Genomic DNA, 21,915 nt, shown 5'->3' on the forward strand with positions numbered 1-21,915 from the left:
TTTAAATGATATAGAATATATTATTCAATGAAAAAAATAGCGATGTCCAAATTAAGCATCACTATTTTTTGTTATATATAGTTTATCTGATATGTCTATATAAATTTTAATGATATCCAATAAAACAAACCAGAAAGTATAATAGAAATAGGTAATGTAAATAACCAAGCCAGTAATATATTTTTAATTGTTTTAGCTTGTACACCACCACCATCAACAACCATTGTACCGGCTACCGCAGAAGATAAAACTTGTGTTGTTGATACAGGCATACCAGTATAACTTGCAACACCAATGGAAACTGCCGCAGTAACTTGAGCAGAAACACCTTGCGCATAAGTCATACCTTTTTTACCAATCTTTTCACCAATCGTTATAGCAACACGTTGCCAACCAATCATAGTACCGACAGAAAGCGCCAAAGCAACGGCAATAATAATCCACAGTGGCGCATACTCCACTGTATTAAGCAAATCGTTACTCAAGTTACGCAGAAAACGAGCATCCGAAGAGGACGTCTCTGGTAGTTTAGCTACATCTAATGCTGTATCAGATAAACACATTAATAATCGGCGCATTTGATTACGTTGTTCAGGTTTTAGTGCTGAATAACTTTGAATATCCGTCAACATCAGTGATGTCTGTTTTAGCACAGTAATAGGACGTGAATTATCACAATGGAATTTCTCATCTAAAATTTCCAATTCCGACTCATGTTGTGACTTATTAACAATATGTTTTACCGCTGACTGATGCTCTTCATAATAATGTTGTAGATGCACTATCGCGTCATGGGTACGAGTTATATCATAACCACTGGCATTCATATTAAGCACAAACCCGGCAGGCGCCACGCCAATTAACACCAGCATAATAAGACCAATACCCTTCTGACCATCATTAGCACCATGAGAAAAACTGACGCCAACGGCAGATAAAATCAATGCAGTACGTGTCCAAAAAGGGGGTTTTCTTTTACCATCTTTCTTCTCTCGCTCAGCCGGTGTTAAATGAATACGACGACGTTTTTTCGTACCACTCCAATAACGGCGTAAAAAGAAAATTAGCAATCCAGCTATAACAAAACCAATAGCAGGAGAAAGGATGAGGGAAAGAAAGATTTCAATAACTTTTGGGATGTTCAATGCATCCACTATAGAGGAGTCGGTCACTAATGCATTGGTTAAACCAACACCAATAATGGCACCTATTAATGTATGTGAACTAGAAGCCGGTAACCCCAAATACCAGGTACCCAAATTCCAAATAATGGCCGCCAATAGCATGGAAAAAACCATTGCCAGGCCATGAGCAGAACTTACATTCAAGAGAAGATCTGTTGGCAACAAATGCACAATAGCATAAGCAACACTCAAGCCACCTAAAATAACGCCAAAAAAGTTAAAAACACCAGCCATAACAACCGCAAATTGAGCTCGCATTGCTCGAGTATAGATAACCGTTGCTACTGCATTTGCGGTATCATGGAAACCATTAATTGCTTCGTAAAATAGCACAAATAATAGCGCTAGTACTAATAACAGACCGGTGTAAAAATCCAAACCAGTAAATAAATGTAGCATAAACCTTAAGCCAATTTGTTGAATATGAACTCAATACATTATCAGTGACAAACGTTAGCGGTGGAAGCAAAATCTACATCTTTTTTGACTTTAATTGACAAAAAAAACAAATAAAACAAAAATATTCTTTACTTTCATTAAGTTAATAAAATAAAGAATATGTAGATTTATAGTGCTTACTAACATTTGTCCACACAAATTTAAATCGTAATAAATATTTTACGCTATTTAATAAAAAACGCGCTATTTGTATTATTAATAAATATCTTTTCAGATAAAAGAGAAATTTTGTGGAAAAATTTGACGTAATCATTATAGGTGCAGGAGCGGCCGGTCTATTTTGTGCAGCCAATGCAGGCCAAAAAGGATTAAAAGTACTGATATTGGATAATGGCAAAAAAGCGGGTAGAAAAATTTTAATGTCTGGTGGCGGACGATGCAACTTCACCAATCTTTATATTGATCCTAATGCTTATATATCTACTAATCCCCATTTTTGTAAGTCAGCACTGGCTCGCTTTACCCAATGGGATTTTATTGAGTTAGTACAAAAACATCATATTTCTTATCATGAAAAAACATTAGGTCAACTTTTTTGTGACAATAGCGCACAAGATATTGTCGATTTACTATTAACTGAATGTAAAGTAGCTGGCGTTAGTTTACGCTTGCAAAGCGAAATCACTCAGATAAAAAAAATAGATAATAAATTTTTAGTGTATGTTAATGAAAAAATTATTAGTTCAAACGCACTAATTTTTGCTAGCGGTGGCCTTTCAATGCCTAAATTGGGGGCAACTCCTTTTGGTTATCGTATAGCTGAGCAATTTGGCCATACCATCCAACCGACGCGAGCAGCTTTAGTGCCTTTCACATTACATAAGGAGCTGCTTGACGTTTTACACACACTTTCTGGCATTGCTATTCCAGTAAAAATCAGTTCACAAAATGCCATGACATTCCAAGAAAATCTTCTGTTTACACATAGAGGATTATCAGGCCCAGCTATTTTGCAAATCTCAAGTTACTGGCAACCTGGGGAGCATATAAGTATTAATTTATTTCCCAATATTAATCTTATCGATTGTTTAATCCATGAACAAACTATTCATCCTAATCTATCGTTAAAAAACTTATTAACAAAATATCTACCTAAACGACTTATCGAGACATTACAAGTATTAAAAAAAATCCCAGATAACTCGTTAAAACAGCTTAATATGAAACAGATAAATACGATTGCGGAAATGCTACACAACTGGCAGATACAACCAAATAGCACAGAAGGTTATCGTACCGCAGAAGTCACTCTTGGAGGCGTTGATACAAATAGTATTTCCTCAAAAACGATGGAATCAGAAAAAGTAGCCGGACTCTACTTTATTGGTGAAGTGGTTGATGTTACTGGTTGGTTAGGCGGATATAACTTTCAATGGGCATGGAGTTCAGCTTGGGCGTGTGCTCAACACCTGACAAAATCATAACTATCTCGTTATAGTTAAATTCTTAATATTGTCAGCTAAAGTGATCTAGCCATTTGCTATCAACGATAAAATCAATTGTTTTTAAATTGTGAATTAAATATCATATAAATATATTATAATTATCAATATATTATCACAATGAATGATTTTTTTACATTTATATTAAAAAAATCACTTTACAAATGATAGTGATAACCATTATCATTAAAACACTTTCAGATGAACCTTTCTGGGATCATATGAAAGGACGACGTTGCTCACATTGCTTCCAGTGTTTACTTATGCCAGCCTAGCGCTGGCACATTTTTAACTTTTATCAATTTTTAACAAAATGTTTTAATAGACCTCACTTCTTGATTTATATCCTATCCGCTCTAACAGAACCGCAAAACGATAGAGAAAATTTAAGCAAAATTTTGCTGTTCCTTTTCAGTTCATGAATATTCACAACTAAATAAAAAGTGCATAGAATATAAAAGCTATGCACTTTTTATTTTACTATTGACAACTCTTATTGAAAATTACAGCTCAGGGCCAGCTTTCACAAGTGCCGCCCCAACTGGGGTATCAGTATATTTTTCAAAGTTATTAATAAATCGCTTAGCCAAATCTTTAGCTTTAACTTCCCATTGGCTGTTATCTGTATAAGTATGACGAGGATCCAGAATATTGTTATCAACTCCTGGCAAATTGGTAGGTACAGCTAAATTAAAAATGGGTAAATTTATGGTTTCTGCTTTATCTATATCCCCATTTAAGATCGCATCGATAATTGCACGAGTATCTTTGATCGAAATACGTTTAGCCGTTCCATTCCAACCGGTATTAACCAGATATGCTTTTGCACCAACCGCTTTCATTCGCTTACCTAATACTTCAGCATATTGAGTAGGATGTAATGTCAGAAAAGCCGCGCCAAAACAGGCTGAAAAAGTTGGCGTTGGTTCAGTTATACCGCGCTCAGTGCCCGCTAATTTAGCGGTAAAACCCGACAAAAAGTGGTACTCAGTTTGTTCAGGCGTCAAACAAGATACCGGCGGCAAAACACCAAATGCATCAGCTGTCAAAAAAATAACTTTTGTCGCATGGCCTGCTTTTGAAATCGGTTTAACAATATTATTAATATGATAAATAGGATAAGAAACGCGGGTATTTTCTGTTTTGGTTCCATCATTAAAATCAACAGAGCCATCAGTCAAAACAGTGACATTTTCTAATAATGCATCTCGTTTGATCGCATGATAAATATCAGGCTCTGCCGCTTCAGACAAATGTATGGTCTTAGCATAACAACCACCTTCAAAATTAAACACACCATCATCATCCCATCCGTGTTCATCATCACCAATTAATTTACGTTTAGGATCGGTCGAAAGAGTTGTTTTTCCTGTGCCAGACAAACCAAAGAAGATAGCCACATCACCTTTTTCACCAACATTAGCGGAGCAATGCATTGACGCAATTCCTTTTAATGGCAGCAAATAATTCATGATCGAAAACAATCCTTTCTTCATTTCACCGCCATACCAAGTACCGCCAATCAGTTGCATACGCTCAGTCAAATTAAACGCCACAAAATTTTCTGAGTTTAAGTCTTGAGCCTGCCAGTTGGGATTAGTACATTTTGCGCCATTCATTACAACAAAATCTGGTTGAAAATCAATCAATTCTTGTTCAGTAGGTCGAATAAACATATTTTTGACAAAATGTGCCTGCCAGGCAACTTCGGTAATAAAACGCACTTTCAAACGGGTATCTGCATTTGCACCGCAAAAAGCGTCAATGATAAATAAACGCTTACCTGACAATTGGTTAGTCACCAAATCTTTTAATGATTGCCAAACCGCTTCGGTCATCGGTTTGTTATCATTTTTTCCTTTACCTTGATCCGCCCACCAAACAGTATCCTTAGAAACGTTATCACGAACGATATACTTATCCTTTGGTGATCTACCAGTAAAAATACCGGTATCAACCGCTACTGCGCCTAAGTTGGTTTCAATCCCACGTTCATAGCCTTTTAAAGAAGGTTTTGTTTCTTCTGCAAATAGTTGTTCATATCCTGGGTTATAAACAATTTCAGTTACTTGATGAATACCATATCTAGCCATCTCTTCTGGAGTAATCTTTTTTTTTGCACTCATTAATTTATGCTCCTAAATGAATATTAACCTTAATTAGGACATATCATAAATTTTTACTCGAAATTAACAGTGATAAAAATCAATAAATTTCATCTAAACTATTTTCTGAACTAAAAATGCGATCTAGAGCACAATCAACGCTACAGTAAAAAAATGTATTTATATCCTTTATTACGGTATAAAATAAGCAATACCGACTCAATGAATTTGCTGTTTTTTAATTCGCTTCAATTCCTCTATATCTTGTTTATTAAACAGATAGACAGCCCCACAAAATTCACATTCAATATCAATTTCACCACGTTCATGCAATATATGCTCAATATCTTCATCAGAAAGAGATAGCAAAATGTTTTCACAACGCTTTTTTGAACAACTGCAATGAAAGGCGACTAGCTGTGGATCATATAATGTCACATCTTCTTCATGATAAAGACGATGAAGAATTTCCTTTGGCTCTAAAGTAAATAGTTCCTCGCCCTTAATCGTAGCGGTTAATTGCACAGATGATCAAATTGATGCTGACTTTCAATACCAACAGAGGGCAATACCTGCAATAATATTCCACCAGCAGCAGGCTCACCATTTATTTCACCTGAATGAATAAACGTGTCTGCAACTGTTCTGATTGTTTAAAATAATCATCCAAACATTCCGCTATTGTATTACCTTCCAATGCAACAACACCTTGATAACGCTCACCATTTGTTGGTGTAATTGTGATCACCATATAACCTTGGCCAACCATCTGTTTTAATGATGATTGAGCAGTAACTGAACCTTCAATACGAGCAACACCTCTCATTTGTTGGTGATTATTTCCGTTTATTACCAACATTTTTACCGGGCCATCTCCCTGAATTTGTATGGTAATATCACCTTCAAATTTTAAAGTTGCTGTTAATAAACTAGTGGCAACTAACAATTCACCCAATAATAGATTAAGTGCTGACGGATAATCGTGTTGATCGAGCATCTTTTTATAAGTTTCATTAACTGAAACTAGCTCACCACGAACAGCATCATCTTGAAACAAAAAACGGTGTAACTGGTCATGTTTAGACATATTTTCTCTCATTGCTAAAGTTGTCATCAAAATGACTCATTTAAATTTGTATGCTTAAATTTAATCAGGTTACGTCGTTCTTTCTTATCAGGACGACTTTCTGGGTTTGGCATGGTTAATGAATTAGTTTTACGCGCTAAAGCCAATCTTTCTCTATTAACAATACTGTCTTGTGTTTCACGATATAACGCTCTTGCTTCTGATGCGCCCGTCGCTGATCGCTAATGGCCAATATTTCTATAGTTAACTCATCATTTCCTTGTCTTAATTTTATAATGGCATGCTTTTCAACGACTTTACTTGGTTTACTTCGCTGCCCATTATAGTGAACTTTGCCACCCTCAATCATTTTACGAGCAATTGCTCGAGTTTTATAAAAACGTGCAGCCCATAACCATTTATCTAAACGAATAATCAAATCCATATCTGACTGTGTTTTCATACTCTTTTCATTAGGTTAAATATTTTTTTACTGGTCAGTGGAAGAGACAATATTGAAACAATGCTCATAATATTGCCGAATACTTTTTAATCGCCACTTATTTATACGCTTACGTGTAATAACCAGAATAAGATTTAATATAAAAGTTGCCATTAAAACCAAGTTTAATAGAAAAGCACTAATATAGCGTAAAAGTAACATAGAACTAGGTTTACTATGTAAAATAATATGACGCGTACCTTTTGCATCGACAAATAATTTAGTAATAATACCTTCTGCTTCAAAAGGAGTATGCATTAAAATATCTGACAATTTTTGCAGCTCTTGCCATTTTTGTAATGGAGAATAAGAATCAACAACAGGAGAGTGGAATGAAACTAAATCTACAAACGGTTTTCCTTCATCACTGATAAGTAATACACCTCTGGTCGGTGGTGTATTCAATAACGCCGCTGCTTTTTCTATTTCTCTATTAATATAAAAAGATGTCGTTTCATTAACCAGTTTTTCCAAGGTTTCTGCCCCACCAGGCCGCAATATCACATTGGTACCCGCTAATTTTCCATTTTTAGCTCTGGTAACAAGTACCGACCATTCATAGGTATCACTTAAATTAACTAACGCGCTCTTTAAACGAAAACACTCATTATTAAGTGGGCATAATGAATTTGTTTTTAAGATGATATCAGCGAAATTATCAAGTAAATTCATACCAGATTTCATAATCTCTCGTCGAAGTTGCTGATTAACTTTACGATCCAAATTATTAAAATAAAGCTGCTGTTTAACTGTTGTTGAAAGAGAAAAGACTTTTTCAACTATATCAGATTCAGGTATAGGAGATGGGTTTATATTATTCCAGTAAATACCTGAACAATCAAAAGGAAGAAAATCAAACCTATTTCCTTTTTCTATAAAATCAATAGGTACATAGCACATACCCACACCTTTAACTGCAATATAGTCACCAATCTGTAACGGCATCACTTCCAATTCAGCATAATTTGTTGTCTGTAGATAATTTTCTCCATTAAGCCAATGAAAAATTAATCTCGCGGGTAAATGAACTGGTTCATAGAAATGAAGTAATAACATAAGGAAAAAACTGGTTATCACCAACATTAAATTTTTGCCATATCTTTTACATGGATAACGACGAGCCTCTTCATGTAAAGATAAATAACGTCCTTGACGAACAACGTAACCGTTTGCATACATATCAATATTAATAGCCTGATCAATCTCATATTCCAGAAATGGCTCCCAATGAGATGGATAAATAAGATCAATTCCAGCCAATGAAATATTATGTTTTTTACCTTTATCAAACTCACCAAATAAACCCCATCGTTTAGGTTTACCTACCACACAACGAATATCCTGTTGATATCTCTTACGAAAAATATATGGCCGATAAAGAAGATAAACTCCAATAATAAAAGTTAGCCCGCCAAACAACATTAACCAAGGAAAAAAAATAATAATAGCGAATAACGAAAGTGCACAAACAATTAGCCCAACACAAATAACACCACCGCCCCACAAACTAAACGATCGATTAAGTTTATACTCTTCTAATGTCTCTTTTCTGACCTTAATAAACTTTACTAACTGCTGACCACTCTCTTGAATAATGGCATTAACTGGTGGAAATGTTATTTCTTTAGTTAAATGAAACTCTTTAAAATTTTGCTTAAAATCACCCAAGAAATGATTATTTACTGAGATAACAAGCGGTAAGGTATCCGTATCAACAACATCCATAACATTTTGAGTTGTTAAGTAAGGTTCTAATTGTCGGGGTAAATGAACTTCTTTAGAATCAATAAAATAGCGCCATAAATTATCTTGATCGTTGATTAAAGAGAAGCGTGTTATTGCATTACAGCCAGTAGAAACCCAGGCATTTCTTTTAGGAAAATCAAATAATTTTCTTATTGTAGCCTCTTTTGTCTTTATTAAGATTTGTTCAGAATTGGTATATTTAAGATAGTCACAAATTATCTGATATTCATCAGACGTAATTTTACGATAATTAGCTTGTATTAAGAAAGGTAATCTATGTATATCATTACCTTTTTTTCCTTTCACAAACAAAAAGAAAATTAATATAAACAAGCAAATAATTAAAATAACCAATATAACAAAAGGTAAGCTCATTTCTTCCCCGATGTAACGAATAATGCCTGTGCAGAATAACAACCCTTTCAATAGCTCTAAATAAGGTAATTCCTATTCTAGTTTTATGTTTTTAATATTAATAACAATGAGTTACGATTTGTCATTATTTATTTTAACAACATAGTCGTTCAATTAATAAGTAATATAATAAAAATATTACTAAAACTCTCTTATTATAATAATCACCTCTGGCTAAATTTATTGATATATTATCACTAAAAAGATAGATTGAATGACAATTGATTTCAGCAAAAAATCAAAAGATTATCTTCGCTCTTAATATAAAAAGTTATAATCTATTCAACAAATTTTGTCCGGGACACAGTATATGAAACAAATCAAAAAACCCAAAATTTTGAATATAAAAAATATTGCTGAATCTAGACTTTTTCGTATCCAATCTGTTGATCTTGAATTTAGTAATGGCGTTAAGCGTCTTTATGAACGAATGCAGCCAACAATAAATGAAGCCGTACTGATCGTTCCTATTATTAATGACGAATTAATTTTAATTCGTGAATATGCTGTTGGTATTGAAGAGTATGAACTAGGTTTTCCTAAAGGAGCTATTGATAAAGGAGAAACTGCCATACAAGCTGCTATAAGAGAATTAAAAGAAGAAATTGGTTATGGCGCAAAATATATTGAATTACTAGCAAAACTAACAATATCACCCGCCTATTTTTCCAACAAAATGAATATATTCATTGCACAAAATCTCTATGAAGAAAAACTGGAAGGCGATGAACCAGAGCCATTAGAACAAATTCGTTGGCCAATCGAAAACATGATGCAACTTCTTGATGTTAAAGACTTTAACGAAGCAAGAAATATTAGCGCCCTATTTTATGCTCAACGTTATCTCAAAAACATTTGCTAATTTTAATTAAGTCCTAATATTGTGAAATGAAATAGGGTCTATCTAATAACCCTAATTTCAATGACAAAAATTAAAGAATATTTTACTGTTCAAAAGAGTTCTTGGCTATTTCCATCTTCAGAAATAACGATTGTACCTACCAAAAATTCTTTAATCATTAATGAATTGAATCAACAGCGGAAAAACAGCAGACAACATATCAACACATTAAAAACCCAACTCATACAAAATATAACAAAAAACAAATTAAATACCTTGATAAACCAAAGGAAACAACAAATAACAGACTTACTAACTTCAATGCAGACTACCACCCATGCTTTTGAGCAATTTAAATTTCCGCCACCTACTTCAGGTGAAAAACTTATCTACTGGCAACAACAAAATCAAAATAATCGCGTAGATTACTATTTCACAATTTTAGCAAGCTACTATCAATTAATAGCTTTTATCGAAAACTTACAAAAAACACATCCACTACTACTTATTCATCAGCTAAAAATAACACCCAAAAAAATAATTTACATTGCGAATTCATTCTTTCATCCATGACAAAAAGCCTAACATAATGAATTTACTTACTTTAATATCAATTGTCTTATTAATAACATTATTTAGCGTTAATGTTATAGCCGCCAGAGAGCCATTTACACCGCCAAAAACAGAGGAAATCATTGAAAACAATGTTACCCCCACAATATCGATAGCTGAAGAAAAGAGTGATATACATTATCTAAGTTATCCCCTGCAATATGTGGAAGCGGAATTACTAGCATCTCAACTTTCACAAAATAATCCGCCTTTACTCTCAAAAAAAGAAAAGTTTTTGCCGATAAACAGACCAATAACTTAATTTTTGAGGATACACAGAGACATATTGAGCGTCTTCAATCGTGGCTAAAAAAAATTGATATACCTCAACAACAAGTCCAAATCACAGCCTATATTATAAATACAAGTCGAGAAGCTTTGTATGAGCTGGGTATCTTTTGGGAACTTAGTACAGATAAAATCAATCAAGTAGGGATCAATCGACTTAATATTCATCAACCAGCACCGTCTTCAATTCCACATATCGCATTTAATATTGCTAAAATTAAAAGTCACTTATTGTCACTGGAATTAAGTGCTTTAGAACAAGAAAATCAGCTATCTATCATTGCCAGCCCCAGATTAATGGCCTCTCATAATCAATCTGCCAGCATTAAACAAGGCACAGAAATCCCTTATGTCATTCAAAGTAATAAAAAAAATCAGATAAAATTTAAAGAAGCAATTTTAGGAATGGAAGTTACTCCTACTATTTTACGAGGAGGTAAAGTTCGTCTATCGCTAAAAATCAGTCAAAATAGCCCCAATACCACTCTGCTAGCAAATACTTACCAACATATTGCAATTAATAAACAAGAAATATCAACCCAAGTTACTATTAATCATGGAGAAACACTTATTTTAGGTGGGATTTTTCAGCAGAAAAAAAACAGTCAACAACAAAAAATCCCCTACCTGGCAGACATTCCTTTTTTTGGTCATTTATTCACCAAAGATGGAAAACAAACTTACCATAGAGAATTAATCATATTTATAACACCACAATTAATTAATATTTAACAAAATATAGTAACTAATAATTATTTTTTATAATATAACTTCATCCTAAGCAGCACCCAAGAGAGCAAAAATCATCCGATTATTGTGAATAGTGGATTATAAATTTGACGATAAGAAAGATTTAGCTTACAAGGTTAGCTATTTAGCGAAATAAATATTGTTGTGCGCACACTCGATAATAAAACCTTTATATGTACGATTAGAGTTGCATTTTTAGCTAATCTATTGCGATAATTTTTATATCCAATTTAATATCATTCATAATTGGCAACAAATAATACATTTTCCGTATAGATATCGACGTGGTTTTCAAATTGATTGATGTTAAACTTAGTGCGCAAACAAACTTAAAGACGAATACTTGAGCTTCGTAATACTATATATTACGTATTACGAGACATTCGGGATTTTAAACCTGTGAAGAAATACTGCTATCAGTTATGTTCCAAAAACAGGCCCTTCCGATATAATTCAGAAAAAACTGAATGTATTTGGGATTTTTTTGCTTTTATATGCAAGAAAAGATGTCAATACTCATGAGGTTTCAATTATAGGTCCCGTTGCTAATTTGATTGGCGGGGCGGGTTATCATTAACGAATAATCTTAGTAATACCAAAAACATGGCAGAGAAACGCAATATCTTTCTGGTTGGGCCTATGGGCGCCGGAAAAAGTACTATTGGTCGCCAGCTAGCGCAGCTACTTAGTATGGAGTTTTTTGATTCCGATCAAGAAATTGAACGACGTACTGGTGCTGATGTGAGTTGGGTATTTGATTTGGAAGGCGAAGAAGGTTTTCGGGAACGTGAAGAAAAAATTATCAATGAGCTTACAGAAAAACAAGGCATTGTTCTAGCAACAGGGGGGGGATCGGTAAAATCAAAAGAAACACTCAACCGTCTTTCTGCTCGCGGGGTAGTCGTTTATCTTGAAACTACGATTGAAAAACAAATGGCACGAACTCAACGCGATAAAAAAAGACCTTTATTGCAAGTAGATCAGCCTGCTCGTGAAGTTTTAGAAAAACTCGCTCATGAACGTAATCCACTTTATGAAGAAATCGCAGACATTACTATTCATACCGACGATCAAAGTGCAAAAGTAGTTGCTAACCAAATCATTGGATTATTAGAAAATACTTAATTTCAATAAATCAATATGAATGACTGATTGACCATGCCATAAAGGTAAAATCAATATGGAAAAATTGACAGTTACACTCGGTGAACGGAGTTACCCTATTCGTATAGCTTTTGGTTTACTTAACTCACCTGATGCTTTTTTGCCGCTTAAAAGTGGCGAATACGCAATGATTGTAACGAACAAAACGCTACATTCCATTTATTCTGCAAGAGTAAAATATACTCTTACAAAAATGGGCGTCAAAGTTGATGAGATCATTCTACCTGACGGAGAACAGTACAAATCATTAGCTACTCTTGATACTGTCTTCACTGCTTTATTGGAAAAAAATCATCCTCGAAGCACCACCCTTATTGCCCTTGGGGGCGGTGTTATTGGTGACTTGACAGGATTTGCTGCCGCCTGCTACCAAAGAGGCGTTCGTTTTATCCAAGCACCAACCTCGCTTTTATCTCAAATTGACTCATCTGTTGGAGGAAAAACAGCAGTCAATCATCCATTAGGTAAAAACATGATTGGTGCTTTCTATCAGCCAATATCAGTTATTATTGATTTAGATAGTCTAAAAACATTACCAGTACGTCAGTTTTCTTCAGGCTTAGCTGAAATTATTAAATATGGCATTATTCTAGATTATGATTTTTTTTGTTGGCTAGAAAAAAACATTAATAAACTATTTGAATTAGATGAAAAAACAATAAGTTATTGCATACGACGTTGTTGTGAATTAAAAGCAAAAATCATTGCTATAGATGAAAAAGAAACCAATGGACAACGTGCATTATTGAACTTAGGACATACCTTTGGTCATGCCATTGAAACTGAATTAAACTATGGTTGTTGGCTACACGGTGAGGCAGTTGCTGCAGGTATCGTGATGGCTGCAAAAACCGCAGAGTTAATTGGCCAATTTGATAATAATGATACTCAACGCATTTTAAACTTACTGAGGCAAGCAAATCTCCCTATTAAGGGACCAGCAAAAATGGCTGCTGAAGCCTATTTACCTCACATGATGAGAGATAAAAAAGTAGTTAATAATCAACTCAATCTGGTGCTACCCAAATCTATTGGCAACGCAGAATTATATACTAATATAAGCCATGAGATTGTTTTAAAAGCAATTAAACAATGCCTACATACAGATTAAACCGTGATTGAGATAGCAAGATAGCCATAGTGACACTATAATAAATATCCGTATTTTAGAATCAAATTGTACAAAAAATCATCTTTATCCATGATATGAGGTCATTCACCTTAAAGGGAGGGGAAATGGACGAGTTTAAACCAGAAAGAGATCCTCAAGATCAGAGTAACTTCCGGCCAGACACTTCAGACAGGCCTGTATTACGTTCACGTCAGCAAGGATCTAAACACCATCTAGCTTCTCGGCAACATGTCATGATTGGTATCGCTGTTTTGGTTCTATTATTACTCATTATCGCGATTAGCTCAGCACTTAAAGCGCCAACAGATCATGAGAAACAAAATACCTCTACAACAATAAATGAACGTAACATTGATATTTCTAAATCAACATCACTATCAAATGAGTCCCCTTTATCCCAAGAACAAAACCAACCACAAAACGTAACCATGCCTTCAATTAGTGATACACCGACTGAAAGTTCCTTACCTCCAGCCAACCAAGGGCAAGGTAAACGTATTGAAATCCCTGGTGACGTTGTTGATGCTTTACGCCAGGGACAAACATTACCTAATGCAAAGCAACAACTCGTTGAAAATCCAACATCAACGCCATCATCAACAAAACTTCCCGCTACTACACCACCTAAAATCGTTGAACCAATTAAAACTAATCCTGAAACAAAAACAAAACCTATAGTTAGAACACATACAAATCAAAGTGGAGATTTATTATCGGCTCCAGCGAGTAATTACACACTACAATTAAGTAGTGCGAGCCGTTCTAACTCACTAGAAGCATTTGCTAAAAACAATCGCTTAACTAATTATAAAATCTATAAGACCATACGCAATGAACGACCATGGTATGTTCTTATCCACGGTAATTACCGCTCAGTCAGTGAAGCAAAAAACGCAATTTCAACTTTGCCCGCTTCTGTTCAGGAAAAAAAACCCTGGGTTAGAAAATTTCAGCAAGTTAAGCAAGATCAAAAATAAAGAATCATTAGGCGCAAATATGCTGTCCTAAACAGAGATATATCAAAAACTCTGGAACATTTAGATAAAATATGGCGGCATGAAGAAAAAACGCGCTTTTCTAAAATGGGCTGGCGGTAAATATCTTCTGGTAGAAGAAATTAAAAAATATCTACCAGAAGGTGATTGTCTGGTAGAGCCATTTGTCGGGGCAGGTTCAGTATTTTTGAATACCAACTATAATGCTTACATCCTAGCTGACATTAATAATGATCTTATCAATTTATATAATACTGTAAAATATCATACTGATACATTTGTGCAGAATTCACGCCAGCTTTTTAACAACGAGTTTAATACGCCTGAGCAATACTACCGTTTACGTACTGAATTCAACTTATGTAATAATCCTAGACGTCGTAGTGAACTATTTTTATATCTTAATCGTCATTGCTACAATGGTCTTTGTCGTTACAACTCAAAAGGGGAATTTAACGTTCCATTTGGGCGCTATAAAAAACCTTATTTTCCTGAAGATGAACTCTATTGGTTTGCAGAAAAAGCACAAAAAGCTATTTTTGTCTGCCAAACCTATCAAGAAACATTACTATCAGTAAACAAAAGTGCTGTTGTTTACTGTGATCCACCCTATACACCTCTTTCTGATACGGCTAATTTTACCGCATATCATACAAATAGTTTTGGCAACAAAGAACAATACAATCTGGCTCAAATTGCTTATCACTTATCATCAACTCGCGGAATACCCGTATTAATATCAAATCATGATACACCAGCGACTAGAGAATGGTATCATCACGCCAAGCTAAATGTTGTTAAAGTACGTAGAACAATTAGTCGTAATAGCCTTGCTCGTAGAAAAGTCGATGAACTTTTGGCATTTTATAATCCAACTTATAAAAAAAACGCAAAAGGTAAAAAAACAAATCGGAGACAATAATGAAAGATTTTCTGATTGCCCCCTCTATTTTATCCGCAAATTTTGCATGTTTAGGTGAAGATACTGGGAAAGTCATTAAAGCTGGAGCTGATATTATCCATTTTGACGTAATGGATAACCATTATGTTCCAAATTTAACTTTTGGCCCAATGGTATGTAAAGCATTGCGAGATTATGGTATCAAGGCACCCATTGATGTGCATTTGATGGTAAAACCAGTAGATCGACTGATTCCTGACTTTGCTAAAGCTGGTGCAACCTATATTACCTTTCACGCTGAAGCAAGTGAGCATATTGATCGCACATTACAATTAATTAAAGATAACGGTTGTAAAGCTGGTTTAGCTTTTAATCCTGCTACACCATTAAACTATTTAGATTACGTGATAGATAAATTGGATATGATCCTAATCATGTCGGTAAATCCTGGTTTTGGTGGACAATCTTTTATTCCACAAACCCTAAATAAATTGTGTCAAGTTCGTAAAATGATCGATGAAAACGGTTATAATATTCGCCTAGAAGTTGATGGCGGGATCAATGTTAATAATATTATTAATGTTGCAAATGCAGGTGCTGACACCTTTGTCGCAGGTTCTGCAATTTTTAATCAACCAGATTACAAAACTGTCATTGATGCTATGCGTAAAAAGTTAGCTGAGGCAATTTAATGGCATTTAAAAAATTAACCAAGATTAAAGTTATTGCATTTGATTTGGATGGTACATTAGTCGACAGTGCAGGCGGATTAGCTGATGCTTTAGATCGTGCTTTAATCATTCAGCAATTACCCGCTGCGGGCAAAGAACTTGTTTCCACCTGGGTTGGTAATGGTGTCGATATTATGATAGAACGCGCATTAACTTGGGCAAATGTTAAAATCACACCAGAAATCAAAAATAATACTCGCCAATTATTTGATAAAATTTATGCAACTACAGTAATAACTGGTAGTCAGCTTTTTCCTGGAGTAAAAGAAACATTAGCAGAAATAGCCAAACAACCTTTACCAATGGCAATCGTCACCAATAAACCTACGCCATTTATTGACCCTTTATTAAAAAAATTAACCATTGATTGTTATTTTTCTTTAATATTAGGGGGCGATGACGTAAAAGAGAAAAAACCCCATCCTGCTCCACTGTATCTTACAATGGGAAAATTTGGCCTACATAAAGATCAATTATTATTTGTCGGTGATTCTCATAATGATATCTTAGCCGCTAAAGCTGCAGATTGTCCTTGTGTGGGTTTAACTTACGGATATAACTATGGTGAATCTATCGCATTAAGTAAACCAGATTATGTATTAGATAACTTTGCCGATCTACTTCCTGCGTTAGGACTACCACCTTTGACAACTCTGGGATCATAACATGAATACACCCCCTATAAATTCAACTAATACCGACAAAAAGCCTATTGTATTCAGTGGGGCTCAACCGTCTGGGGAATTAACCATCGGCAACTATATTGGCGCATTACGCCAATGGGTTCACATGCAAGATAATTATGACTGTATTTATTGTATTGTTGATCAACATGCCATTACAGTTCGTCAAGACCCCAAAGAATTAAGAAAACGTACGCTTGATACATTAGCCTTATACCTAGCTTGTGGTATTGATACTAAAAAAAGTATTATTTTTGTTCAATCCCATGTTCCGCAACATACTCAACTTAGTTGGGCGCTTAACTGTTATACCTATTTTGGTGAATTAAGCCGCATGACACAATTTAAAGACAAATCAACCCGTCATGCTGAAAATATTAATGCTGGATTATTTGATTATCCAGTATTAATGGCTGCCGATATTTTACTTTACCAGACAAACCAAGTCCCGGTTGGTATTGATCAAAAACAACATTTAGAATTAAGCCGCGATATTGCTCAACGTTTTAATTCGCTCTATGGTGAAATATTTACTGTACCCGATCCCTTTATTCCTGAAAAAGGAGCGCGGGTTATGTCTCTACAAGAACCACAAAAAAAGATGTCAAAATCAGATGATAACCGCAATAATGTAATAACTTTATTAGAAAACCCTAAATCAGCGGCTAAAAAAATAAAACGTGCCCTTACTGATTCTGACGAGCCACCGCAAATTTATTATGATACAGAAAACAAACCGGGTATTTCTAATCTGATAGATATCCTTTCTGGTGTAACAGGCACATCTACCTCTGAGATAGAAAAACAATTTACCGGAAAAATGTATGGCGATCTTAAAAACACCGTTGCTGAAGCTGCTTCGGATATGCTAATAAATATTCAAAGCCGTTTTGATGAATTTCGTAATAACGAAAAACTATTGAATGACATTATGTCTGAAGGTGCTAGCAAAGCAGAGGCTCGCGCTCAAGTAACCCTTAGTAAAGTTTATGACGCGATAGGTTTTATTAGTCCTATAAAAAAATAATGCTCTTCTCCCTCCTAAAACTCGAGGGAGATTGACATTAAGAATAAATTTAAAAATTAATAAAAATAAATAGTTAAAACAAATATAAATCTTTATTTTATTAATATATTTATTGAATGATATAGATAACAAAATACCATTTAGCGAAACAAAAAGTTTCTTTTATTTGTTTATATATAATTAATTAGAGTTAAAATTTTTTTCATTACTATAATTTTAATTCGTCATTAAAAAATATTAGTAGGCCAGTAAATAATCTGGCACCACTAACATTGATATTAAACAAACAGATAAAGTCAATGCTATTTTACTTTTTCTGCAAAACGTTTTGCCGCTTCATCCCAATTAACAACTGACCAAAAGGCTTTAATATATTCAGGGCGACGATTTTCATATTTAAGATAATAAGCATGTTCCCAAACATCAAGCCCTAAAATAGGATAACCGGAAACACCAGAAATATATTCCCCCATTAATGGGTTATCTTGATTAGCTGTCGAAACAACCGCCAGCTTTCCATCCGACTTCAATACTAACCACGCCCAGCCGGAACCAAAACGAGTGGCTGCTGCTTTTTCAAAGATTTCTTTAAAATTCTCAACGCTAGCAAAATCACGTTCAATCGCAGATTTCAACTCACCCTTTAGTTCAGTACCTGTTTTCAAACCGTTCCAAAACATACTATGATTGGCATGCCCACCTGCATTATTGCGTAAAAAAGTACGCTTATCGGCAGGCACCTTATCTAAATTTTGAATTAAATCATCTATATCAAGTTTAGCAAGCTCAGGAAAATCTTTTAACGCATCATTAGTATTATTGACATATGTTTGGTGATGTTTGGTATGATGGATCTTCATTGTCCTTTCATCAAAATGTGGCTCTAGTGCCCCATATTCATAAGGCAGGGAAGGTAATGTATAGCTCATCCGCATTAACTCCTGTTACTTAAATATAAAATAAATGTTTCAATCAATCCTTATTTTACAAGGATTACCATAATAATGAAAACAATTATAAACAATATATTTTTTAAAGTTTTTATTTCTCTATAAAAAAATCGACATATTAGCTCATTAGATTAAAATAAAATTTTTTCATAAAAACCATCAATTAAAACAATTTAAATAGAATAATTAATAAATAACAAATCTAAAATAAAACACCATCATTTACGTGATCACTTACACAAAAAAAAACAAATTCTTTTTCATAGGTTTAGTTAACTGCTCTTTGACATATGATTAACACAAATGAGGAGAAGAAAAATATGATATCAACGTTCAAGTACCCCATTCCTACTGAAATTGCCGCACATGCCTTAGTTAATAAAAAACAGTACCAACAAGATTATCAATTATCACTTGAAGATTCTGACGCTTTTTGGCGAGAAAAAGGTCAAATTGTTGACTGGATAAAACCCTATACCAAAGTAAAAAACACTTCATTTGATCCAGGGCACATTAACATCCAATGGTTTGAAGATGGTACCTTAAATTTAAGTGCTAACCGTCTAGATCGCCATTTACAATTACGCGGTGATCAAACTGCAATCATTTGGGAAGGCGATGATCCATCACAGTCTTATCATATAACTTACCGCCAACTTCATCATGATGTCTGCCTATTTGCCAATGCATTAAAAAAATTAGGCATCAAAAAAGGGATGTTGTTGCTATTTATATGCCGATGATACCTGAATCAGCCATCGCCATGTTAGCATGTACCCGCATTGGAGCTATTCACTCTGTTATCTTTGCTGGTTTTTCACCAGAAGCTATTGCAGGTCGCATTATTGACAGTAAAGCTAAACTGATCATTACCTCAGATGAAGGGTTAAGAGCAAATCGTACTATACCACTGAAAAAAAATGTTGATGAAGCGTTAAAAAATCCAGCAATTGAAAGTATTAATAATGTTATTGTTTTTAGACGAACAGGTAATCAAATCGATTGGCAGGAAAAACGTGATCATTGGTGGCATGAAGTTATTAAAGGCCTCAACGCTGACTGTCCCGCTGAAGAAATGAATGCGGAAGATCCTTTATTCATTCTTTATACATCTGGTTCAACAGGCAAACCCAAAGGCATCTTACACACTACTGGTGGCTATTTAGTTTATGTTTCTATCACTTTCAAATACGCATTTGACTACCAGGCAAAAGAAATTTATTGGTGCACTGCTGATATAGGCTGGGTAACAGGCCATAGTTACTTAATTTATGGCCCACTATCCAATGGAGCCACCACGCTAATGTTTGAAGGTGTACCTAACTATCCAAGTATAAATCGCATGGGCCAAATAGTTGATAAGCATAAAGTAAATATTCTTTATACCGCACCAACCGCAATTCGTGCTTTGATGGCAGAAGGAGATAAAGCTATTGAAGCAACTCAGCGTAATTCTTTAAGGATTTTAGGCTCTGTCGGTGAACCTATTAATCCGGAAGCTTGGGAATGGTACTACAAAAAAATAGGTAATGGTCATTGCCCTATTATTGATACTTGGTGGCAAACAGAAACCGGTGGTTTTATGCTTTTTCCCTTACCGGGAGCAACTGAACTTAAACCAGGATCAGCAACACTACCTTTTTTTGGTGTTAAGCCCGCGCTTATTGATAATTTAGGTAATTTACTTGAGGGTATTGCTGAAGGCAATCTTGTCATCATGGATTCATGGCCAGGACAAGCTAGAACCATTTATGGTGACCATGAACGCTTTGAGCAAACTTATTTTTCACTATTTAAAGGTATGTATTTCAGTGGAGATGGTGCTCGCCGTGATGAAGATGGTTATTACTGGATAACCGGTCGTGTTGACGACGTTTTAAATATTTCTGGTCATCGTTTAGGTACAGCCGAAATCGAATCTGCACTTGTAGCGTTCCCTAAAATTGCTGAGGCTGCCGTCGTTGGTGTCCCACATAATATTAAAGGACAAGCTATTTATGCCTACATTACATTAAATCATGGTGAAGAACCTTCAGCAGAACTTTATAATGAAGTACGCAATTGGGTGCGTAAAGAAATTGGACCAATAGCAACACCAGATATTCTTCACTGGACTGATGCATTACCAAAAACACGCTCAGGTAAAATTATGCGACGTATTCTAAGAAAAATTGCCACTGGTGATATAAATAATCTTGGTGATACATCAACGTTAGCGGATCCTAGTGTTGTTGAAAAACTACTAGAAGAAAAGGATTCGATTAATATTTCTAGTTAGATTAGTCAATTACCTATAATAAATGTCAAAAATATTAATAAAGCTAGTCGATAAAATAGATATAATTCAACTATAAAATATATTATTCATTAAGTTAGATTTATTATTTACATATACAGAAAAGCCACCTTAATTAGGTGGCCTTAATATTTTAAGCTTAGCAGTTCCCTACTCTCACATGGGGAGACCCCACACTACCATCGGCACTACGGCATTTCACTTCTGAGTTCGGCATGGGATCAGGTGGAGCTACCGCGCTATAGCTACTAAGCAAATTCTTTGCTATTTATATTTTAACGAACGTTTAAGCAGCCTATCCATCATATTAATAATTAAAAGTATAGATAAATAACGACTAGCCAAACTGTTCTATCACAGATCCATTTCGCTAACGGTCTTTCCCATTAGCCTTAAATTAAAGTCTGGCAGCTCCCTACTCTCACATGGGGAGACCCCACACTACCATCGGCGCTACGGCATTTCACTTCTGAGTTCGGCATGGGGTCAGATGGGACCACCGCGCTATTACCGCCAAACAAATTCTTTTCTATTTATCCCGTCTTATTTCGCTGCCTTACAGTCTGCTCACCTACCTCAGTAGCGAACACACCTCGGCCTTCAGTAAAATTCGACCAGATTCAATCT

The 21,915-nt window shown here is 34.8% G+C and carries 16 protein-coding genes, 2 rRNA genes and 3 pseudogenes; 13 read left to right on the top strand and 8 right to left on the bottom strand.

From position 1 onward, the window contains the following. Positions 1 to 95: 95 nt before the first annotated feature. Positions 96 to 1,583, bottom strand: coding sequence for an inorganic phosphate transporter PitA (gene pitA, locus AACL31_RS20060; protein ID WP_310512027.1), 1,488 nt, complete (start codon positions 1,581 to 1,583; stop codon positions 96 to 98). A gap of 290 nt (positions 1,584 to 1,873) precedes the next feature. Between pitA and AACL31_RS20065 the strand changes: the two genes are divergently transcribed. Further along, positions 1,874 to 3,067 (top strand): NAD(P)/FAD-dependent oxidoreductase, encoded by a 1,194-nt coding sequence (locus AACL31_RS20065; protein ID WP_310512026.1) that lies wholly within the window; start codon positions 1,874 to 1,876, stop codon positions 3,065 to 3,067. 521 nt (positions 3,068 to 3,588) lie between these two features. Here the strand turns inward: AACL31_RS20065 and pckA are convergent. From pckA to AACL31_RS20085, 4 genes and pseudogenes are all read right to left on the bottom strand, one after another. Next, positions 3,589 to 5,211: a phosphoenolpyruvate carboxykinase (ATP) gene (gene pckA / locus AACL31_RS20070; protein WP_339053598.1), complete on the bottom strand. Its 1,623-nt coding sequence runs from the start codon at positions 5,209 to 5,211 to the stop codon at positions 3,589 to 3,591. Positions 5,212 to 5,409: 198 nt separating this feature from the next. Next, positions 5,410 to 6,277, bottom strand: a pseudogene (gene hslO / locus AACL31_RS20075) (Hsp33 family molecular chaperone HslO). Positions 6,278 to 6,303: 26 nt separating this feature from the next. Continuing rightward, a pseudogene (gene hslR / locus AACL31_RS20080) lies at positions 6,304 to 6,719 on the bottom strand (ribosome-associated heat shock protein Hsp15). A 27-nt stretch (positions 6,720 to 6,746) separates the two neighbouring features. Beyond that, complete coding sequence (locus AACL31_RS20085; protein WP_310512024.1) at positions 6,747 to 8,879, bottom strand: IgaA/UmoB family intracellular growth attenuator; 2,133 nt, start codon at positions 8,877 to 8,879, stop codon at positions 6,747 to 6,749. A gap of 349 nt (positions 8,880 to 9,228) precedes the next feature. Here AACL31_RS20085 and nudE point away from each other — a divergent pair, with 349 nt between their 5' ends. From nudE to trpS, 11 genes are all read left to right on the top strand, one after another. Next, complete coding sequence (nudE, locus tag AACL31_RS20090; protein WP_310512023.1) at positions 9,229 to 9,780, top strand: ADP compounds hydrolase NudE; 552 nt, start codon at positions 9,229 to 9,231, stop codon at positions 9,778 to 9,780. Positions 9,781 to 9,840: 60 nt separating this feature from the next. Further along, positions 9,841 to 10,332 carry a hypothetical protein gene (locus AACL31_RS20095; RefSeq protein WP_339053599.1) on the top strand — a complete coding sequence of 164 codons (492 nt, stop codon included), beginning with the start codon at positions 9,841 to 9,843 and terminating at the stop codon, positions 10,330 to 10,332. Between the two features lie 16 nt (positions 10,333 to 10,348). Continuing rightward, positions 10,349 to 10,633 (top strand): hypothetical protein, encoded by a 285-nt coding sequence (locus AACL31_RS20100; RefSeq protein ID WP_310512021.1) that lies wholly within the window; start codon positions 10,349 to 10,351, stop codon positions 10,631 to 10,633. Between the two features lie 116 nt (positions 10,634 to 10,749). Then, a complete protein-coding gene (locus AACL31_RS20105) occupies positions 10,750 to 11,391 on the top strand; it encodes a hypothetical protein (RefSeq protein ID WP_339053600.1) in 642 nt (213 codons plus the stop codon). 621 nt (positions 11,392 to 12,012) lie between these two features. Continuing rightward, on the top strand, positions 12,013 to 12,534 hold the full coding sequence (aroK, locus tag AACL31_RS20110; protein WP_310512019.1) for a shikimate kinase AroK: 522 nt from the start codon (positions 12,013 to 12,015) through the stop codon (positions 12,532 to 12,534). A 55-nt stretch (positions 12,535 to 12,589) separates the two neighbouring features. After that, a complete protein-coding gene (aroB, locus tag AACL31_RS20115; RefSeq protein ID WP_310512018.1) occupies positions 12,590 to 13,684 on the top strand; it encodes a 3-dehydroquinate synthase in 1,095 nt (364 codons plus the stop codon). 125 nt (positions 13,685 to 13,809) lie between these two features. Further along, positions 13,810 to 14,682: an SPOR domain-containing protein gene (locus tag AACL31_RS20120; RefSeq protein WP_310512017.1), complete on the top strand. Its 873-nt coding sequence runs from the start codon at positions 13,810 to 13,812 to the stop codon at positions 14,680 to 14,682. 79 nt (positions 14,683 to 14,761) lie between these two features. Further along, the gene (dam, locus tag AACL31_RS20125; RefSeq protein ID WP_310512016.1) at positions 14,762 to 15,622 is read left to right on the top strand and encodes an adenine-specific DNA-methyltransferase; all 861 of its coding nucleotides are present in this window, start codon (positions 14,762 to 14,764) and stop codon (positions 15,620 to 15,622) included. Next, a complete protein-coding gene (gene rpe, locus AACL31_RS20130; protein WP_310512015.1) occupies positions 15,622 to 16,293 on the top strand; it encodes a ribulose-phosphate 3-epimerase in 672 nt (223 codons plus the stop codon). Before dam ends, rpe begins: the two co-directional genes overlap by 1 nt. After that, on the top strand, positions 16,293 to 16,997 hold the full coding sequence (locus AACL31_RS20135) for a phosphoglycolate phosphatase (RefSeq protein WP_310512014.1): 705 nt from the start codon (positions 16,293 to 16,295) through the stop codon (positions 16,995 to 16,997). The genes rpe and AACL31_RS20135 overlap by 1 nt, the downstream gene beginning before the upstream one ends. Before the next feature lies 1 nt (position 16,998). After that, positions 16,999 to 18,042 carry a tryptophan--tRNA ligase gene (gene trpS, locus AACL31_RS20140; protein WP_310512013.1) on the top strand — a complete coding sequence of 348 codons (1,044 nt, stop codon included), beginning with the start codon at positions 16,999 to 17,001 and terminating at the stop codon, positions 18,040 to 18,042. Between the two features lie 302 nt (positions 18,043 to 18,344). Here the strand turns inward: trpS and sodA are convergent, their stop codons facing one another. Then, positions 18,345 to 18,971 carry a superoxide dismutase [Mn] gene (gene sodA, locus AACL31_RS20145; RefSeq protein WP_310512012.1) on the bottom strand — a complete coding sequence of 209 codons (627 nt, stop codon included), beginning with the start codon at positions 18,969 to 18,971 and terminating at the stop codon, positions 18,345 to 18,347. Between the two features lie 341 nt (positions 18,972 to 19,312). On the opposite strand from sodA, the pseudogene acs reads away from it, so the two are divergent. Then, positions 19,313 to 21,270 (top strand): annotated as a pseudogene (gene acs, locus AACL31_RS20150) (acetate--CoA ligase). 155 nt (positions 21,271 to 21,425) lie between these two features. Here the strand turns inward: acs and rrf (AACL31_RS20155) are convergent. Beyond that, a 5S ribosomal RNA gene (rrf, locus tag AACL31_RS20155) occupies positions 21,426 to 21,541 on the bottom strand. A gap of 149 nt (positions 21,542 to 21,690) precedes the next feature. After that, positions 21,691 to 21,806: ribosomal RNA gene (rrf, locus tag AACL31_RS20160) — 5S ribosomal RNA — on the bottom strand. Positions 21,807 to 21,915 lie beyond the last annotated feature (109 nt).

Origin of the sequence: Arsenophonus endosymbiont of Crataerina pallida (genome assembly GCF_964020125.1) — a bacterium.
In the GTDB taxonomy this organism is placed as follows: domain Bacteria; phylum Pseudomonadota; class Gammaproteobacteria; order Enterobacterales; family Enterobacteriaceae; genus Arsenophonus; species Arsenophonus nilaparvatae.

Excerpts from the sequence above, each read along its gene's own strand:
- pitA (WP_310512027.1), bottom strand. The coding sequence starts at position 1,583 with ATGCTACATTTATTTACTGGTTTGGATTTTTACACCGGTCTGTTATTA.
- pckA (WP_339053598.1), bottom strand. The coding sequence starts at position 5,211 with ATGAGTGCAAAAAAAAAGATTACTCCAGAAGAGATGGCTAGATATGGT.
- AACL31_RS20085 (WP_310512024.1), bottom strand. The coding sequence starts at position 8,879 with ATGAGCTTACCTTTTGTTATATTGGTTATTTTAATTATTTGCTTGTTT.
- nudE (WP_310512023.1), top strand. The coding sequence starts at position 9,229 with ATGAAACAAATCAAAAAACCCAAAATTTTGAATATAAAAAATATTGCT.
- AACL31_RS20095 (WP_339053599.1), top strand. The coding sequence starts at position 9,841 with ATGACAAAAATTAAAGAATATTTTACTGTTCAAAAGAGTTCTTGGCTA.
- AACL31_RS20100 (WP_310512021.1), top strand. The coding sequence starts at position 10,349 with ATGAATTTACTTACTTTAATATCAATTGTCTTATTAATAACATTATTT.
- aroK (WP_310512019.1), top strand. The coding sequence starts at position 12,013 with ATGGCAGAGAAACGCAATATCTTTCTGGTTGGGCCTATGGGCGCCGGA.
- aroB (WP_310512018.1), top strand. The coding sequence starts at position 12,590 with ATGGAAAAATTGACAGTTACACTCGGTGAACGGAGTTACCCTATTCGT.
- AACL31_RS20120 (WP_310512017.1), top strand. The coding sequence starts at position 13,810 with ATGGACGAGTTTAAACCAGAAAGAGATCCTCAAGATCAGAGTAACTTC.
- dam (WP_310512016.1), top strand. The coding sequence starts at position 14,762 with ATGAAGAAAAAACGCGCTTTTCTAAAATGGGCTGGCGGTAAATATCTT.
- rpe (WP_310512015.1), top strand. The coding sequence starts at position 15,622 with ATGAAAGATTTTCTGATTGCCCCCTCTATTTTATCCGCAAATTTTGCA.
- AACL31_RS20135 (WP_310512014.1), top strand. The coding sequence starts at position 16,293 with ATGGCATTTAAAAAATTAACCAAGATTAAAGTTATTGCATTTGATTTG.
- trpS (WP_310512013.1), top strand. The coding sequence starts at position 16,999 with ATGAATACACCCCCTATAAATTCAACTAATACCGACAAAAAGCCTATT.
- sodA (WP_310512012.1), bottom strand. The coding sequence starts at position 18,971 with ATGAGCTATACATTACCTTCCCTGCCTTATGAATATGGGGCACTAGAG.